Genomic DNA, 18,030 nt, shown 5'->3' on the forward strand with positions numbered 1-18,030 from the left:
CGGCCGACGTGGTCTCCCGCATCGACGTCTCCTGCAACAATTGCTCCCACAACGACATCGACTGCGCAAACGACCTGTCCACGACGATCGTCACCGCGACGCAGGAGGCGTACGCCCGCCTCGATCCCGCATCCGGCGTGCTCGTGCAGGTCGTGTTCTTCGACGCCGGACCGGGTGCGGAAGGGCGGGTCCTGATCGCCGTGCACCATCTCGTCGTCGACGGGGTGTCGTGGCGGATTCTGGTGCCGGACCTCGCCGAGGCGGTTGCGGGCACGGTGCCCGTCCGGTCCGGGACGCCGCTGCGTGTCTGGGCGAGAAGTCTTCTCGCCGCGGTACCTGCGCGGCGGGGAGAAGCAGCGTTGTGGCGGCGGATGACCGCCGTGGACGGGCGGATTCGCGTCGCCTCGCGGACGATCGATCCGAGCCGGGACACGATGTCCGGCACCGCCGTCGTGCACGTCGAAGTGCCCTCGACGGTCACCGGGACGTTGCTCACCACCGTCCCGGAGCGCTTCCACGCCCGGATCGACGACGTGCTGCTCACGGCACTCGCGTTGGCGACCGCACGATCGTGCGGGCCGGGGGCGCTCGTCGTGGACCTGGAAGGCCACGGACGTGAGGAACAGGTCGTTCCCGGTGCCGATCTGTCGCGCACCGTCGGCTGGTTCACGTCGTTGTATCCGGTGCGGATCGATGTGACCGGAGTCGACGTCGCCCGCGCGTTCACCGGCTCCGGCGATGCCGGTGAGGCGCTCAAACGAATCAAGGAGCAGCTTCGCGAAATACCCGACAGCGGAATCGGATTCGGCATGTTGCGGCACCTCGACGCAGAGGGAGCGACCGCGTTCGATGCTGCGCCTCCGCCGGACATCGGTTTCAACTACCTGGGCCGATTCACACTGGGGGAAGCCGAGGGCGGGCCGTGGTCCGGTGCTCCGGAGTCCTCGGCGCTCGGCGGCGCGACCGAGGCCGACATGCCGGTTTCGCATGCCGTCGAGATCGGGGTGCTCACCGAGGACACTCCGGCCGGGCCGGTCCTGCGCGGCACCTTCGGGTACAGCCCGGGGCTCGTGTCGGAGCAGACCGTCGCGGAGTTGGCCGGGAACTGGGTCGCGGCGCTCGGTGCGCTCGCCGGGCACGCATCGGCCGACGACGCGGGCGGGTTCACCCCCTCGGATCTGACCCTCGGCGGGCTGGATCAGTCCGAGATCGACGAGTTCTCGCTCGAGTTCGGGTGAATTGAGCGCTTTGTCTGACCAGTATTTTCGGTTAGCCTACCCAAAGGTATCGGGGCGGTGGTCGCCCCGGCAACGAGACGATTGTGGGAGAAACGTGATGCGGTTCTTTGAACGCCGCGGGGCGCGCGGCGCCTTGGCCCTCGGAGCGGCCGCCGTGCTGGTCGCCGGGCTGGCGGGATGCAGCAGCGACAGTGGCGACAGCACCGACAGCGAAGTTGCCCTGCGCAGTTTCGAAGCCCAGAACGGTACGGTCGAGATTCCGGTGGAACCGCAGCGCATCGTGGCGTGCGGCTACGCGGTCCTCCCGCTCATCCAGGCCGGTGCGAACCTCGCGGCCGTGTGCGAATGGACCCGGGAGACCGAGAACATGGACGCCGAGACGCTCGCCGCCTACGAGGCGCTGCCGAAGGTTGCGCCGGACGCGTCGGCCACCGAACTCGACTACGAGGCCGTCACCGCCGCCCGGCCGGACCTGATCATCATGGGTGTCCCGGCCCGGGCTCAGGAAGAACTCGACATGGGCAAGCTCGAGGCGCTCGCGCCGGTCGTGTTCCTCGGTCCCACCGATCCCGGCCAGTGGCGCGAACTCGGCGAACAGTTCGCCGATGCCGCCGGTGTGTCCGATACCTACGGAGCATTCACGGACGAGTACGAGGCGCGCGCCGCGGAGATCGCCGCGAAGTACGCCGGAACTCTCGGCGGACTGAAGTTCGCGGGCCTGTGCAGCGTGTGCGGCACCGAACCGGGTGAGTATTTCCGCGAATACGCGTCGTCGTACACCACGAACCTGTTCGACGACCTCGGCCTCACCTTCTACGGTGAGCCCGTCGACCCCGAAGAGGTCCACGGCGAGTATCTTTCGCTCGAGCTGATGCCCGCGAACCTCGCCGAAGCCGACGTGATCATCTTCGGGATCGAGCCGGACGGCTCGATCACCCCCGAACTGCAGGCCGTGTTCGATTCGCCGCTGTGGCAGAACCTGCCCGCGGTCAAGGCAGGCAACATCGTCGGTATCCAGCACGCCAATGCCGCGACCCACGAGACGGCACTGCTCGCGCTCGACTCGATCGACGCCGGTCTCGAGAAACTGCCGGCGAACCAGCCGCCGCAGTGACCCGAATCCGACTGCGGTAGCTCCACGACGGGCACGGCCCTCAGAGTTTCACACTCGAGGGCCGTGCCCGTCGTGTTCGACACGTTCCCCCGTCAACGAAAGCAGCCATGACCCGCCCCACCGCGCTCGAAGACATCGTTCCGCTCTCGCCGCTGCAGCAGGGCCTGCTCTATCTGAGCACGGTCGCGGCACCGGACCGGGCCACTCGTGAGCCCGGCACCGCCGAGCCCGACGCCTACACCGTGCAGTCGGTGCTCCGATTGTCCGGCCCGGTGGACGAGGACCGGATGCGCGCGTCGGCGCAGGCACTGCTCGACCGGCACGCCGCTCTGCGCACCTGCTTCCGGCCGCGCAAGGACGGCCGGACCGCCGGTCTGGTGGTCAAGGGAGTCGAAGTGCCTTGGCGCAGTATCGATGCGAGTGCCAGTGCCGGAGTGGCCATCGAGCGCAGTCTGCGGGAACTACTGGACGCCGACCTGAGGGACTGGTTCGATCTCACCCAGCCGCCGTTGGTGCGGTGGCTGTTCGTCCGCGTCGACGCCGATGATGTGCGGCTCGTGCTCACCGCCCATCACGTCGTCGTCGACGGCTGGTCCACCCCGATCCTGGTCCGTGAACTGCTGGAGATCTATGCGGCCGGTGGAACCGCGGTGACGCTGGCGCCGGTGCGACCGTACCGGGACTACCTGGCCTGGCTCGACCGCCAGGACCGCGACACCGCCCGGAACCTGTGGCGTGAAACCCTCACCGGCCTGACGGAACCGAGCCTGGTCGCACCCCCGGGATCCACCCGAGCCGGGCAGCAGTGCGATGCCCTCGACGTCGATGTGCCCGCCGACCTGCTCGGCAGGCTCACCACCGTGACCCGCGACGCCGGTGTCACCCTCAACACCGTTCTGCAGACGGCCTGGGCGCTGCTGCTGTCGGGAATGCTCAACCGCTTCGACATAGTGTTCGGGGCGGTCGTCTCCGGACGCCCACCGGAACTCGCGGGTGTCGCATCGATGGTCGGTCTGTTCGTCAACACGGTCCCGGTCCGCATCGTCCTCGACCCGAACGTCACCGTCGCGGAACTGCTGCGTTCCGTACAGCTCGCCCAGTCACGCACCGTCGATCACCAATATCTGGGACTGTCGGATATCCAGCGGGACACCGGAATCGGGGAACTCTTCGATACCCTCACCGTCTTCGAGAGCTACCCGGTCGACCGGGACGCACTCGATCGTGCGCAACGCGACGGCGGCATCCGCATCGCCGAGGTCGCCGGTCGCGACGCGACGAACTACCCCCTGGTGCTCACCGCCGGTGTCTCGGACACCCTCGTCGTCAAACTCGACTACCGCCCCGGCATGTTCACCCCCTACGAGGCCGAGTCCCTCGGCTCGGCCCTGATCGCGATCCTCGACGCCCTCGCCGAGTCCCCGCACACACGGGTCGCCGCGCTGCCGGTGCTGCCGGCGAGGGAGCGAGACCTCATCGTCGGAAACTGGTCCGCGACACCCGCACGGCCCGTCGCGGCAGACACGATCGCCGACATTCTCGCCACGCGATTCCATCCGCGCGCCAGCGGCACCGCGGTGATCTGCGGCGACGACACCGTGACCTTCGCACGACTGGGCGCCGCGTCCGCGCAACTCGCGCGACTGCTCGTCGCGCGCGAGGTCGGGGCCGACGACCGGGTCGGGCTGGCACTGCCGCGTACCACGGCGATGATCGAGGCGATCAGCGCGGTGCTCTGCGCGGGTGGCGCGTATCTCCCGCTCGACCCGTCCTATCCGGCGGATCGGCTGCGGCACATGATCACCGACGCCGCACCGAAGGTGGTGGTGACCACCGCGGCCGTGGCTGCGACACGGGGTGACGTCCTCGACGGCGTCGATGTGCTCGTGCTCGACGACCCGGTGGTGCAGACCGCCCGTGCCGCGCTCGCCGCCGCGCCGCTCACCGATGCGGATCGTCGCGCTCCGCTGCGGCCCGGCCACGCCGCCTACGTCATCTACACGTCCGGCTCGACCGGTACCCCGAAGGGCGTTGTCGTCTCGCACGCCAATCTCACCGACCTGCATGCCGCGCAGCGTGATTCGATGATGGCCGCGGGACTCCGCGAGCCGCGGGACGGGCAGTGGCAGGTGCTGCTGACCTACCCGTTCGCATTCGACTCCGCCGTCGCCGCGCTGACCTGGATGTTCGAAGGGCACACCCTGCACATTCTCGGCGACGAGCACCGCACCGACGTGCCGTTCATCGTCGACTACGTGCGCCTGCACCGGATCGACTATGTCGACGCGGTACCCGTCCTCATGAACCGGTTGCTCGACGCCGGACTGCTCGATGTGGATGCACACCGACCCGCGAAGGTCACCGTCGGCGGTGAAGCGGTCGGAACGGCGCTGTGGCAGCGACTCGCGGGGTCCGGGGTCGAGGCATTCAACTGCTATGGCCCTACCGAATGCACCGTCGACGCCACCTACGCGCGCATCGCGGGCACGACCGTCACGATCGGCGGGCCGACACCGGGCACCCGACTGTATGTTCTCGACAACTGGCTGCGGCCCACCCGCCCCGGTATCGCGGGTGAGCTTCACATCGCCGGAAACGGAGTTGCCCGAGGATATCTGGACCGGACCGGGCTCACCGCACAGCGTTTTGTCGCCGACCCCTTCGGCCCGGCCGGCGACCGGATGTATCGCACCGGGGACATCGTGCGGTTCCGGGCGGACGGCGGCCTCGAGTATGTCGGCCGCGACGACGACCAGATCAAGATCCGCGGATTCCGTGTCGAACTCGCAGAGATCGAAGCCGCGCTCGACGCGCAACGGGGGGTGCGAACATCCGTCGTCATCGCCCACACCGACAACGGCGGGATCACCCGGCTCGTCGGCTACGCCACCGGCACCGGCATCGACGGTGTCGCCGCCCGAGCCGAACTCGCGCGACTGCTGCCCGACTACATGGTGCCCGCGCTCGTCGTCGCCGTCGACCTGCTCCCGCTGACCGCGAACGGAAAGGTCGACCGGACGGCGCTGCCGGAACCGGATTTCGGTGTCCTGACCGGATCCGGTGCGGCGCGCACCACCGCCGAGCAGGCGCTCTGCACGGTGATCGCGGAGGTGCTCGGCCTCGACCGGGTCGGCGTCGACGACGACTTCTTCACCCTCGGTGGTGATTCCATCGTCTCGATCCAGCTCGTCACGCGGCTGCGCGCCGAAGGGATGCAGGTGAGCGCGCGGCAGGTGTTCGAATTGCGGACGGCCGCTGCCCTCGCCGCTGCGTGCGATGAGCAAGGCACATCGACGCCGGTACGCGCGTCCGTCGCAGCGGTCGGCGACGTACCGCTCACGCCGATCGTGCGCGATACCCTCGCTCATTCGGCCGGTGTCCTTCGGCGGTTCAGCCAGTCGCGGCTGATGATCGCCCCGATGGGGCTGACGACGACGGATCTCGCCGCCGGATTCGGTGCGCTGCTCGACGCCCATCCCATGCTGCGGTCCCGCTTCTCCGTCGTCGACGGTGCGGCCTCGTGGACCGTCCCGGGCGAGGTGCCGGACCCGGCAGCAATGGTTCGCCGTATCGACGCCGCCGGACTCGACGACGACCGTTGGCGCGCGGTCTTCGCGGCGGCGCGGGAAGTCGCACTCGATGCGCTCGATCCCGCCGCCGGAGTCATGGCGCAGGTCGTCCACTTCGATCGCGGACCGGACGTTGCCGGACGAATCTTCGTGGTCGTGCATCATCTCGTCGTCGACGGCGTGTCGTGGCGCATCATCGTGCCGGATCTCGCCGCCGCCGTCGAACAGGCCCGTCGTGGTGCACCCGCCGCGCTGTCACCGGTCGGGACCTCGTTCCGTGATTGGGCGACGGGACTGGAGGCCGCCGCCACGGACACACAGCGCGCCGAGTCGTGGTGGCGGGCTTGGGAGCGTGCGATCGATGCCGGCACGGACGCCGGTGGCGCACTTCTCGGTAGCCGACTCCTCGATCCGCTCCGCGACACCGTCTCGACCACCGCATCCGTCGAGGTTCGGCTCCCTGCGGACGTCACCGACCGGATCCTGACCGTTGTTCCCGCCACAATGCGTGCCGCCGTCCCCGATGTGCTGCTCACCGCGCTTGCCGTCGCGGTGACATCCGTGCGCGGCGGATCGTCGCTACGAATCGACCTCGAGGGACACGGACGCGAAGAACAGATCGTGCCGGGGGTGAACCTGTCCCGGACGGTCGGCTGGTTCACCACGCTCTACCCGGTGCTGCTCGACCTCGGTGGTGACGGACGCGACGCGACGGCAGGCACGGCCCTGACCCGTGCGGTGGCGCACGTCAAGGAATCGCTGCGCACCGTGGCCGACAACGGAATCGGATTCGGTCTGGTGCGGCACCTCGTGCCGGACACGGCGGACCGGTTCGCCGGCTATCGCGCACCCGAGGTCCTGTTCAACTACCTGGGACGGCTGACGCTGGGGGAAACGGCGGCCGGAGCCTGGTCCGGTGCGCCGGAAGCCGGATCGCTCGGCGGTTCGGTGGACGGTGCGGTCCCACTCGACCATGTCCTGTCCGTCGACGCGGTCACCGACGACGGGCCGGACGGAGCGGTGCTGAGCGCCGAATTCCGTTTTGCGACAGGATTGCTCGACGAAGCCACGGTTCGGCTCATCGCCGACCGCTGGATCGATGTTCTCGTCGCGATCGCCGGGGGCCTCCCCGGCAGGATCGCTCCGATCCCCGACGAAGTGACCGCGACCGGAATCGGTGTCGACGAACTTCTCGCCCTCGATGAGACGGTGCCCGGCGGTATCGAGGACGTGGTACCGCTGACACCATTGCAGCGCGGCATGTTCTTTCTGTCCGGACTCGACACCGACGGTGTCGATGTCTACACCATGCAGTCGGTGCTCGACCTCGACGGGAACATCGATTTCGGTGTCCTGCGCCGCAGTGTCGAGCAACTCGTGGCGCGTCATGCGGTGTTGCGCACCGGGTTCCGGATGTCCTCGACGACACCGATCGGCGTTGTGGCGCGTGCTGTGCCGTGCCCGTTCGACGTGGTCGACGTGTCCGCCGGCGCCGATCCGGCAGCGCTGGCTCAGGATGTCGTCGACGACGACCGGGTCCGGCGCTTCGCAGCCGACTCGGCGCCGCTCGTGCGGTTCACCGCCGTGGCCCTCTCGCCGGCCCGCACCCGACTGGTGTTCACCGCGCACCACCTGCTGCTCGACGGCTGGTCGACACCGTTGTTGGTGCAGGAATTGCTGCAGATCTATGCGGCCGGCGGTGACGCCTCGGCTCTGCCTCCGGTTGCACCGTTCACGAACTATCTCACGTGGCTGAACAGGCAAGACGGTGATGCGGGGCTCCGTGAGTGGACCACCGCACTCGACGGTGTCACCGAACCGACCCTCGTCGCGCCCGCAGGCACGGCCCTGCAGGCCGAACTTCCGGGCGAGGTTCCGGTGCCGGTTCCGGCAGATCTCACCGACCGCATCCGCGCGCGTGGCCGGGAACTCGGCGTCACCACCAACACGATCGTGCAGACCGCGTGGGGTCTGTTGCTCGGGTCGGTCCTCGGCCGCGCCGACATCGTGTTCGGTGCCGTCGTCTCCGGTCGTGTCCCCGACGTCGCGGGCACGGAATCGATGATCGGCCTGTTCATCAACACGGTGCCCGTACGGGTGCGGGTCGATCCACGCGAGACCGTGCCGGCATTGCTACAGCGCATCCAGGTCGAGCAGAACCGCCTCATGGACCGCCAGTATGTCGGTCTCTCCGACATTCAACGCGCCATCGGCGTCGGTGAATTGTTCGACACCCTCGTGGTGTTCGAGAACTATCCGATCGATCGGGATGCGCTGGAACGCGCCCAGAACGACGGCGGCATCCGGGTTTCCGCGATCACCGGTGCGGATGCGACCAACTATCCGCTCACACTGACCGCGGCACTGACGGACCGTCTCGTTCTCACTCTCGATCATCAGCGAGCGGTCTTCGACCGGCCGCAGGTCGAGGCACTGGGTGAGCGCCTCGTCGGAATCCTCGAGGCGCTCGCGGGCGGATCGGGCGTGGTCGCTTCCGTGCCGATGCTGCCCGGTGCCGTCGGTGCGCGTGTGCTCGGCGAGTGGGCAGTCGCGGACCCGGCGCCGCGGACCGGAGCGGAGAACGTCGCGGACCTGTTCGCCGCGCAGGTCGAGCGGACACCAGGGGCCGTCGCCGTCGTATCGGGCGGGACGACGCTGACATTCGCGGAACTGGGGGAGCGGTCGGCGCGGCTCGCCCGGCTGCTCGCCTCGTCCGGCGTCGGGCCGGATCGGGTCGTCGGTCTCGCGTTGCCGCGCTCCGAACAGATGATCGTGGCGATCACCGCGGTGATCTGCGCGGGTGGCGCCTATGTGCCGATGGACCCGGCCTATCCGGCGGATCGGCTGGCGCACATGGTGTCCGACTCTCGGCCCGCGGTGATCGTGACGACCACCGCCGTGGCCGCTGCGGGTGCGGCAGGGCTCGGTGCGGCAGGTACCGGGCACGTACACACGATCGTGCTCGATGATGTGGCGGTGTGCGATGCGCTCGCCGCCTTGCCTGCCGCGCCGCTCTGCGACGATGACCGGGTCGCTCCGCTGCGGGCAGAAAACACCGTATACGTGATCTACACGTCCGGGTCGACCGGCACACCGAAGGGTGTTGCGGTCACCCATGCGAATCTGCTGGACCTGCACGCGGCGCAGCGCGCCACCGTGATGGGCGGCGCCACCACGCGGCCGTGGCGAGTACTGCTGACGTATCCGTTCGCGTTCGACTCGTCGATCGCGGCACTGACGTGGATGTTCGACGGGCACGGCGTGCACATCCTCGACGACGAGCAGCGCGCGGACCCGGACGCCGTCGTCGACTACGTGCGCCGGCACAGCATCGACTACGTCGATACGGTGCCGGTGCTGATGGCCCGACTGCTCGATGCGGGTCTGCTCGACGGTGCCGCGGTACCGACCGCGCTCACTGTCGGCGGCGAGGCCGTCGCCCCGGCGTTGTGGCAGCGGCTCGCCACCGCCGATGTGGAGGCGTACAACTGCTACGGTCCGACTGAGAACACGGTGGATGCCGCGTACGCACGGATCTCGGGGGAGACGGTGCGGATCGGTGGACCGGTTCCGGGAGCAGCGCTGTTCGTCCTCGACGGTTGGCTGCGCCCGGTGGCACCCGGTATCGCCGGTGAACTGTACGTCGCCGGTACGGGTGTGACCCGCGGCTACCTGCGACGCCCCGGCCTGACGGCCGGAAGATTCGTTCCGAACCCGTTCCAGGGAAGCGGAGCCCGCATGTACCGCACCGGGGATATGGTGCGCTGGAACGACATCGGTGAACTCGAGTACGTCGGCCGCGACGACGATCAGGTCAAGATCCGCGGCTATCGCATCGAACTGGGTGAGGTCGAGGCAGCCCTCGCCGCGGCTGCCGGCGGCCGGGACTGTGTGGTGGTCGCGCACACCGACACCCGCGCGGTGACGCGTCTTGTCGGGTATGTTGCCGGCGACGGCATCGACACCGCCGCAGTGCGGGCGACGATGGCCGACCGAATGCCCGACTACATGGTGCCCGCGACGGTGCTGTCGGTGCAGGCGTTGCCGCTGACGCCGAACGGCAAGATCGACCGTAAGGCACTGCCGGAACCGAACTTCGCCGTGCTCGTCGGCACGGGTGCGCCACGCACCAGCACCGAAGCAGCGATGACCGCGGCGTTCGCAGATGCGCTCGGCCTCGACCGGGTCGGCATCGAGGACGACTTCTTCGCGCTCGGCGGCGATTCGATCGTCTCGATCCAGTTGGTGACGCGACTGCGCGCGACCGGTGTCCGGATCACCGCGCGTCACGTGTTCGAACATCGCACGGCGGAACGACTCGCCGCATTCGTCGATGCGTCGCCGGAACCGGCCGCCGATGCCGGCACGGTGATCGTGCCCGCGTACGGCGACGTCCCCGTCACCCCGATCGTCGCCCAGACTCTCGCCGACGGAGGTGACTTCGACGGCTTCACCCAGGCGCGGCTGCTGATCGCACCGATCGGCCTGACCGCCGACATTCTGGACCGGGCGGTCGCGGCGATCGTGCGGGCCCATCCGGTCCTCGCGTCACGATTCACGGTCGTGCGCGGTGAAATAAGTTGGGACATACCGGAAAATCCCGCTGTGGCCGAAGTGCGGAGGGTCGACGCTGCCGGTGTGACAGGTGACGACTGGCATCGCCTGTTCGCTGCGGAACGCGTCGCAGCGGTGATGCGGATCGACCCGTCCGCCGGCGCCATGATGCAGACGGTGTTCTTCGACGCCGGACCCGACACCGCCGGCCGGGTCCTGATCATGATCAACCACCTGGCCGTCGACGGCGTGTCGTGGCGCATCCTCGTTCCGGAACTCGCCGACGCGGTTACGCAGGCACACACCGGAACCGAACCGCGGGTTCCGGCCGAGGACACGTCCTTCCGTGGTTGGGCAACCGGCCTGTCCGCGGTGGCTGCCGAAGAAGCTATCACCGCATCGTGGCCGGCGTGGGATGCGGCGCGAGCGGCACGCGAACCGAACCTCGGGGCACGCCCGCTCGACCCTGCCGTCGACACCGTGTCCACGTCCCGGTCGGTACGGGTGCGCGTTCCGTCGCCGGTCACCGAGGCCCTGCTGACCCGCGTACCCGCAGCGTTCGGTGCCGGTGTCACCGATGTCCTGCTCACGGCGCTGGTCCTCGCAGTCGCATCGGTGCGGGGCGGGGCGACCGTGCGGGTCGACCTCGAAGGGCACGGGCGTGCGGAGCATCTCGTCCCCGGCGCCGATCTGACCCGCACCGTCGGTTGGTTCACGTCGCTGTATCCGCTGACCGTGGATCTGACCGGAATCGACGTCGACGCTGCCCTCGACGGTGGCGAGGCGGGCGGATACGCCCTGCGCGCGGTCAAGCAGGCATCGCGAACAGTTGACGACGGCGGCGTCGGTTTCGGTGTGCTGCGGTGGATGAACCCGGGAAGCGCGGAACGGTTCGACGGCTATCTCGCACCCGAGGTGATGTTCAACTACCTCGGACGGATGACGCTGGGTGAATCCGCGGCGGACGCGTGGTCGTCGGCACCGGAAGCGGGCGCGCTCGGCGGAACCGTCGATCCGTCCTTCCCTCTCGATCACGTCCTCGACGTCAACGCCGTCACCGAGGACACCGAGCGCGGCCCCGAACTCGAGGGCACCTTCGACGCGGCCGCCGGGATCGTCGATGCCGCCACCCTCGACACGATCGCACACCGCTGGGTGCAGGTCCTCACCGCAGTGGCCGGGCTCACCGAACCGGCCGGGAACGCCTTGGTGCCGGCTGAGCTCACGAACCGGAATCTGCCGCTGCGCGAGCTGATCGGGTTGGAGGACGCCGCGACGGGAACAATCGAGGATGTCGTACCGCTCACCCCGCTGCAGCGCGGCATGTTCTACCTGTCGGGTCTCGACGACGGCGTCGACGTCTACACGATGCAGACGGTGCTCGATCTCGACGGCGAACTCGACGCGGCAACACTGCGCCGGTCCGCGCGGGCACTCGTCGCCCGCCATGCAGTACTGCGCACCGGCTACCGCACCGCCGGCTCCGGTGAGCCCGTCGGTGTCGTCCTGCGCGCCGCCGACCCCGAGTGGACCGAGGTGAACCTCGCCGAACGTCTGGACCCGGACGTCGATTCCGCCGAAATTGTTGTACGCGAACGTGATCGGAGATTCGACCCGGCGGCGGCACCACTGGTGCGATTCGCGTTGCTGACACTCGCCTCGGCCCGGTCCCGGCTGGTCGTCACGATGCACCACCTGGTGGCGGACGGCTGGTCGACGCCGCTGCTCATGCAGGAACTGCTGCAGATCTACGCCGCCGGAGGCGCAGACGGTGCGCTGCCCGCGGTCGCTCCGTTCAGCGACTACCTCGACTGGCTCGCCGGTCAGGATGCCGACGCCGGCGTGCAGGCGTGGCGCGGTGCCCTCGCCGGCATCGACGAACCGACCCGCATCGCGCCGGCCGGATCGTCGCTCCGGGCCGAACTCCCCGGCGAAATCACCGTTCCGGTGCCCGACGAGCTGACCGAACGAATCCGCGTCGCCTGCCGTGCCCGCGGCGTCACCGTCAACACCGTGGTGCAGACCGCGTGGGGTGTACTGCTCGGGGCGCTGACCGGCCGCACGGACGTCGTGTTCGGTGCCGTCGTCTCCGGCCGCACCCCCGATGTGCGCGGCGTCGAATCGATGATCGGCCTGTTCATCAACACGGTGCCGGTGCGGGTGCGGATGAACGCCGCCGAGACGATCGCGGAATTGCTCACCCGCATCCAGGCGGAACAGAACGCGGTGATGGACCACCAGCACATCGGGCTGCCCGACGTGCAGCGCGCGATGGGCGTCGGCGAACTGTTCGACACGCTCCTGGTGTTCGAGAATTATCCCGTCGACCGGGACGCCCTCGACCGGGCACAACGCGACGGCGGTGTGCGGGTGACATCGGTCGACGGCACCGACGCCACCAACTATCCGCTCGTGCTCGTCGCGGGCATGCAGGACACCCTCCACCTGGGTCTCGAATACCAGCGCAGCGTATTCGGCGATCACGACGCACACGTCCTGGGCGAGCGGCTCGTGCACATCCTGGACCGGCTCGTCGCCGAACAACCCGGAACGGTCGCGCACCTCGACGTGCTCACCGCAGGGGAACGCGCAGGACTGCTGGACGAGCGGTCGCTGACCGCCCCGGCTCCGACCACCGGTGCGACAACGATGGCAGCACTGCTGGATTCGCAGCTAGAACGCACTCCCGCCGTGCCCGCCGTCGTGGCCGGTGGCGTCACGCTCACCTTCGCCGAATTGGGGGAGCGGTCGGCGCGACTGGCGCGACTGCTCATCGCCTCGGGCGTCGGACCCGAGGTGGTCGTCGGGCTGGTACTGCCCCGCTCGGAGCACATGCTCGTGGCGATCACCGCGGTGATCCGCGCGGGCGGTGTGTACGTGCCGATGGATCCGTCCTACCCGACCGAACGATTGGCGCACATGGTCGCCGATGCGCGGCCACGGGTGATCGTGACCGTCTCGCCGGTGCTCGACACGATCACCGCGATCACACCGGGCATCGACCGGGTCGTACTCGATGATGCCGCGACCGCCGATCGCATCGCGGACCTGTCGGCCGCACCGGTCACCGACGCCGACCGGCTCGCACCGCTGCACCCGGACAACGGGGTGTACGTGATCTACACGTCCGGTTCGACGGGGCTTCCGAAGGGGGTGGCCGTGACCCATGCGAACCTGCTCAACCTGTACGACAGTCACCGGGCAGACCTGTACCGGCCCACCGTCGCCGCTGCGGGCACCGAATCCGTCGGCGTCGGGCACGCGTGGTCGTTCGGTTTCGACGCATCCTGGCAGCCCACCCTGTGGTTGTTCGACGGACACACCGTGCACGTGTTCGACGACGACACCATGCGCGATCCGGAACGGATGGTCGCATACACCCTCGAACATCGACTCGACTTCCTCGAGGTCACCCCGTCGTTCCTGGATCGCATGCTCGCCGCCGGCCTGTACGACGGTGACTATCGCCCGGCCAGTGTCGGTTTCGGCGGCGAGGCGGTGAACCCGGCGTCGTGGCGTCGGCTGCGGGAACTCACCGACGGCCGGGCGTTCAACCTGTACGGGCCCACCGAATGCACCGTCGATTCCCTCGTCGGTGCGGTCACCGGAGCTGACACCCCGTGCCTCGGCCGCGCCGTGCACGGCGCCGGCGCCTACGTGCTCGACTCGATGCTGCGGCCGGTGCCCGCCGGCGTGGCCGGAGAGTTGTACATCTCCGGTCGCGGTGTGGCCCGGGGCTACCTGGGCCGCCCCGACCTGACGTGCGCCCGGTTCCTGCCGAACCCGTTCGCCGGTGACGGAACCCGGATGTACCGCACCGGCGATGTGGTCCGGCGGGTGCCGGGTACCGGCGGCGACACCGTGCTCGAGTTCCTCGGCCGCGGCGACGACCAGGTCAAGATCCGCGGCTACCGCGTCGAACTCGGCGAGGTCGAGGCAGCGTTGACGGCCACAGTCGGTGTTCGGGACGCCGTGGTGAACGCACACACCGACGGTCGCGGCGTCACCCGCCTCATCGGCTACGTGACACCCGACGGTGATGTGGACCCGGCGGCCGTGCGCGCGTCCGTCGCGGCACGAATGCCCGACTACATGGTGCCCGCCGCGGTGACGGTTCTCGCCGAGTTCCCGGTCACCGCCAACGGCAAGATCGACAAGAAGTCGCTGCCCGAACCGGATTTCGCGGCGCTCGTCGGCGCCACGGAACCGACCACACCGACCGAGGTGGCCCTCGCGGCCGTCGTCGCCGAGGTGCTCGGACTGGACCGGGTCGGTGCCGACGACGACTTCTTCGCGCTCGGTGGAGATTCCATCGTGTCGATCCAGTTGGTATCGAAGGCGCGGGCCGCGGGTCTGTGGATCTCCACGCGCCAAGTGATCGAATTGCGTACCGTCGAGGGTCTCGCCGCCGCGATCGATGCTGCCGATCCCACCGCGATACCCACGACTGTCGAAGGCGACGCCACCGGCATCGTGCCGGTGACGCCGATCGTGTGGGACACCGTCGAGCAGGGCGTGGGGTTACGCAGGTTTTCCCAGGCACGTCTGCTCGTCGCACCGGTGGGATTGTCCGTGGATGTGCTGCGGACCGCGGTCGCCGCACTGCTGGGTACCCACCACATGCTGCGGTCGGTGCTCGTCGTCGAGGACGGCGGAACCCCGCGATGGGAGGTTCCGGTATCGGTGCCTCCCGTGGACACACTCGTCCGCCGCGTCGACGCACAAGGCACGGACGAAGCGCGCTGGCTCGAGCTGTTCGCTACCGAGCGTGAGAGTGCTTACACCGCACTCGATCCGGAGTCCGGTGTGATGCTGCAGGTGATCTGGTTCGACTTCGGGCCGGATCGTCCGGGACGGCTGTTCGTCGCCGTGCACCACCTCGCGGTCGACGGTGTGTCGTGGCGGATCCTCGTACCGGACTTCGCCGACGCCGTCGAGCAGGCGACCCGCGGCACTGCCGTCGCGCTCACCGCCGCAGGAACGCCCTTCCGGGTATGGGCCGCCGGACTGTGCGAGGCGGCCCGGTCCGACCGGATCACCGCGTCGTGGCCGGACTGGCAGCGGGCACTCGCCGTCGACGAACCACACTGGGGCGCCCGCCCACTGGATGCGACTCGCGATACCGTCTTCGCTACCCGCACGGACCGGGTGCGCCTTCGCGTCGAGGTCACCGAACGTGTCCTCGCGTCGGGTTCGGTCGAGAACATCGCGCTTGCGGCGCTGGCTGTGGCGGTCGCGGAGGTGCGCGGCGGTGACGTCGTGCGGATCGACCTCGAAGGGCACGGCCGCGAAGAACAGGTCGTGCCGGGTGCCGACCTGTCCCGGACCGTCGGCTGGTTCACCGCGCTCTACCCGATCGCGGTGGACCTGTCTGCCGCCGGTGCCGGTACGGTGCCGGTCGATACCGCGGCTGCGCTGCACGCTGTGGAGTCGGTGACAACAGCGTTGCCCGACAACGGCATCGGGTTCGGTGTGCTGCGTCGGCTGCACCCCGAACGGGCGCAGCGATTCGACGGATACCGCTGTCCCGCAATCATCTTCAACTATCTCGGCCGGCTGACCCTCGGTGACGACTCCGGCGCGCCCTGGTCCGCAGCGCCGGAGGTGGCATCGATCGGCGGATCCGTCGATCCGTCCACCCCGCTCGATCACGTCCTTCAGGTCGATGCGATCACCGAGGACACCGCGGACGGTCCGGTGCTCGAATGCGAGTTCGCGGCGGCCGCGGGAATCGTCGACGCCGACACTCTCGTCGCGCTGGCGCGGCGCTGGGAAGAGGTCGCATCGGATCTGGCGGGCCTGCCACCACGGACCGTCGGAACTCGAACACATCTGTAGCAGAAGGAGAAACGCATGTTGGATCGTGTAACTGTCCTGGCCGACACCGCCCGGATACTCGAGGTCGAACTCGACGAACTGGACCCGTCCGTGAGCCTGGTCGACCAGGGTCTCGATTCCGTGCGGCTCATGGCGCTCGTCGAACACTGGCGCGGTGCGGGCGCAGAGGTCGACTTCGTGTCGCTGGCGTCCGAACCGGACCTCGAGCAGTGGTGCGCGCTGCTCGCGCGGCAGTGAGCCGAGTGCGGTGACGATCATCGACAAACTCATCATCGACGTCGATCCGCTGCGGACCAGTCGCGAGTTCCGGTACCTGTTCATCGCGCGCGTGGTGTCGCTGCTCGGTATCGGATTCCTCATCGTCGCGGTCCCGGTGCAGGTGTATCAGGTCACCGGATCCACCGCGCACGTCGCCGCCGTGTCGACGGTGCTCGGTGTCACCACGTTCGCGGCGACGTTCGTCGGCGGGGTGCTCGCCGACCGGTTCGACCGCCGCACGGTGATCGCGCTGGCACGTGGCGTCGCCGGGGTCGCATTCGCCGTGCTCGCCGTCAACGCCTTCCTCCCCGACCCGCAGTTGTGGGTGATCTACGCGGCGGCGGTGGTCGACGGCATCGCGGGCGGGATCTCGGCGACCGCACTGATGGCGGTGACACCCAGCCTCGTCCCACGGGACAAACTCGCCGCGGCCGGTGCGCTCATGGCGCTGACCGCGGACCTCGGCGCGATGGTGGGACCCGCACTCGGCGGAGTGGTCATCGCGGCCGGTGGAGTCGGGTCCGCGTACGTGGTGGCGGCGGCGGCGACCGCGGTCACCACGTTCTGCATCACCCGGCTGCCATCGCTACCACCCACGGGCGCCGTCGAGGAATCGCCGCTGGAATCGGTGGTGAGCGGATTCCGGTTCGCGGTCCGCAATCGCATCGTCGGTGGTGTTCTGATCGCCGGTTTCGTCGCGATGCTGCTGTCCGGCTGGGCGGTCCTGATCCCCGCGTTCGCCGATGAGGTGCTCGGCGCGGGTCCCTCCGTCGTCGGCCTGCTGTACACGGCACCGGCGGTGGGTGCGGTGCTCGGATCGATGACCAGCGGGTGGACCGGGTCGGTGCGATGGTCCGGCCGCGTCGTCTTCGTGCTCATGGCGATCTCCGCTGCCGGTCTCGTCGGTGCGGGCGCGACGGGCATGCTCGTAATCGCTCTGCTCGGTCTCGCGGCGCACGGATTCGGTGATTCGCTCTCCGACATCGTCCGGTTCGCAACGGTGCAGATGCACACCCCCGACGAATATCGGGGTCGCATCGCGGCCGTGTGGGCGGCGCAGGTCACCGCAGGCGCGTCGGTCGGTGCGATCGCGGCCGCCGCGGTCGCGGCGGTGGTGCCCATGTCGATGGCGCTCGTCGCATACGGTGCGGCGGGACTCGCCTTCACCGCGGTCCTCGCCGTGGTCCTGAAATCTTTCCGGCGACTGGACGAACAGGAGCATTCCCGCCTCGAGGAGGTCACCTAGCGCGGTTCCACGACCCGTACGTGGTGTCGATAGCGTCGGCTACCGACACCACGCCCGGGGCAGGAGGATCCAGCGCGTCAACGTTCCTCTCAGAGTGCATCTGAAAACTCCGGGTCGAGGGTCAAGCAGAACGGGCAAGCCGACGTGACATCGTGGCGATCATCGCGACGTGGACCATCGCCTCATGATGATCGGGTCGGGTCTCGTAATCCC

General features: G+C 68.9%; 5 protein-coding genes. All 5 read left to right on the forward strand.

Translation table 11 applies throughout. The features are described 5' to 3' along the window. The coding region (locus WAX14_RS01595; RefSeq protein ID WP_422626346.1) for a condensation domain-containing protein at window positions 1-1,238 on the forward strand (1,238 nt) is incomplete at its 5' end. A gap of 97 nt (window positions 1,239-1,335) precedes the next feature. Next, on the forward strand, window positions 1,336-2,352 hold the full coding sequence (locus tag WAX14_RS01600; RefSeq protein ID WP_422626347.1) for an ABC transporter substrate-binding protein: 1,017 nt from the start codon (window positions 1,336-1,338) through the stop codon (window positions 2,350-2,352). 107 nt (window positions 2,353-2,459) lie between these two features. Next, entirely contained in the window at window positions 2,460-16,313 is a 13,854-nt protein-coding gene (locus tag WAX14_RS01605; RefSeq protein WP_422626348.1) for an amino acid adenylation domain-containing protein, read from the forward strand. Between the two features lie 15 nt (window positions 16,314-16,328). Beyond that, window positions 16,329-16,550, forward strand: coding sequence for a phosphopantetheine-binding protein (locus WAX14_RS01610; protein ID WP_422626349.1), 222 nt, complete (start codon window positions 16,329-16,331; stop codon window positions 16,548-16,550). A gap of 10 nt (window positions 16,551-16,560) precedes the next feature. Then, on the forward strand, window positions 16,561-17,817 hold the full coding sequence (gene entS, locus WAX14_RS01615; RefSeq protein ID WP_422626350.1) for an enterobactin transporter EntS: 1,257 nt from the start codon (window positions 16,561-16,563) through the stop codon (window positions 17,815-17,817). Window positions 17,818-18,030 lie beyond the last annotated feature (213 nt).

Origin of the sequence: Rhodococcus sp. (in: high G+C Gram-positive bacteria) (assembly GCF_049299235.1) — a bacterium.
GTDB lineage: Bacteria > Actinomycetota > Actinomycetes > Mycobacteriales > Mycobacteriaceae > Rhodococcus.

Bases quoted from the DNA above. Each gene is read 5' to 3' on its own strand.
- WAX14_RS01600 (WP_422626347.1), top strand. From the start codon at position 1,336: ATGCGGTTCTTTGAACGCCGCGGGGCGCGCGGCGCCTTGGCCCTCGGA.
- WAX14_RS01605 (WP_422626348.1), top strand. From the start codon at position 2,460: ATGACCCGCCCCACCGCGCTCGAAGACATCGTTCCGCTCTCGCCGCTG.
- WAX14_RS01610 (WP_422626349.1), top strand. From the start codon at position 16,329: ATGTTGGATCGTGTAACTGTCCTGGCCGACACCGCCCGGATACTCGAG.